1 protein-coding gene is annotated in these 1,092 nt (G+C 68.4%); it reads right to left on the reverse strand.

What is annotated here, in order from left to right; genetic code table 11:
• Positions 1 to 1,092 (reverse strand): type I polyketide synthase (locus IE249_RS35420; RefSeq protein WP_189711625.1); only part of this gene is annotated, 1,092 nt, incomplete at both ends.

Genomic DNA, 1,092 nt, shown 5'->3' on the forward strand with positions numbered 1-1,092 from the left:
AGGGCTTGGCGGATGACGCGCTGCTGGGAGGGCCCGTTGGGGGCGGTCAGCCCGTTGCTGGCACCGTCCTGGTTGATCGCCGACCCACGCACCACCGCCAGCACCGGGTGGCCGTTGCGGCGCGCGTCGGAGAGCCGCTCGACCAGGAGCATGCCCGCGCCCTCACCCCAGCCGGTGCCGTCCGCACCCGCCGCGAACGCCTTGCACCGCCCGTCCACCGCAAGACCCCGCTGCCGGCTGAAATCAATGAACGTCTCCGGCGTGGCCATCACCGCCACACCACCGGCCAACGCCAGATCACACTCACCACCACGCAGCGCCTGCGCCGCCAGATGCAACGCCACCAACGACGACGAACACGCCGTGTCCACCGTCACCGCCGGACCCTCAAGCCCCAGCGTGTACGCCACCCGGCCCGAAGCGATACTGCCCGCGTTACCCGTCCCGATATACCCCTCGACCCCGTCCGGGAACTCCTGCAACCCCGCCAGATAGTCGTGATACATCACACCCGCGAACACACCCGTCCGGCTCCCCCGCACCGACAACGGATCAATACCCGCCCGCTCCAACGCCTCCCACGACGTCTCCAGCAACAACCGCTGCTGCGGATCCATCGCCAGCGCCTCACGCGGAGAAATACCGAAGAACGCCGGATCGAACTCCCCCGCCGAGTGCAGGAAACCACCCTCACGCGTGTACGACGTCCCCGCATGATCCGGATCCGGGTGATACAGCCTCTCCACATCCCAGCCACGATCCGCCGGGAACAGCGACACTCCGTCCCCGCCACCGGCCACCAGCCGCCACAGATCCTCCGGCGACTCCACCCCACCCGGGAACCGGCACGCCATCCCCACGATCGCGACCAGATCATCATCCACACCCGGCCCACCGGCCACCGGCACCACCGGCACCACCCCGGTGTCCGCGTCACCGACCAGCTCATCGCGCAGATACCGCGCCAGATCCCCCGGCGTCGGATAGTCGAACACCAACGTCGCCGGCAACCGCAACCCCGTCACCGACCGCAGATCATTCCGCAACTCCACCGCCGTCAACGAGTCAAAACCCAACTCCTTGAACGCACGG

The organism is Streptomyces anandii JCM 4720, assembly GCF_014650655.1.
In the GTDB taxonomy this organism is placed as follows: domain Bacteria; phylum Actinomycetota; class Actinomycetes; order Streptomycetales; family Streptomycetaceae; genus Streptomyces; species Streptomyces anandii.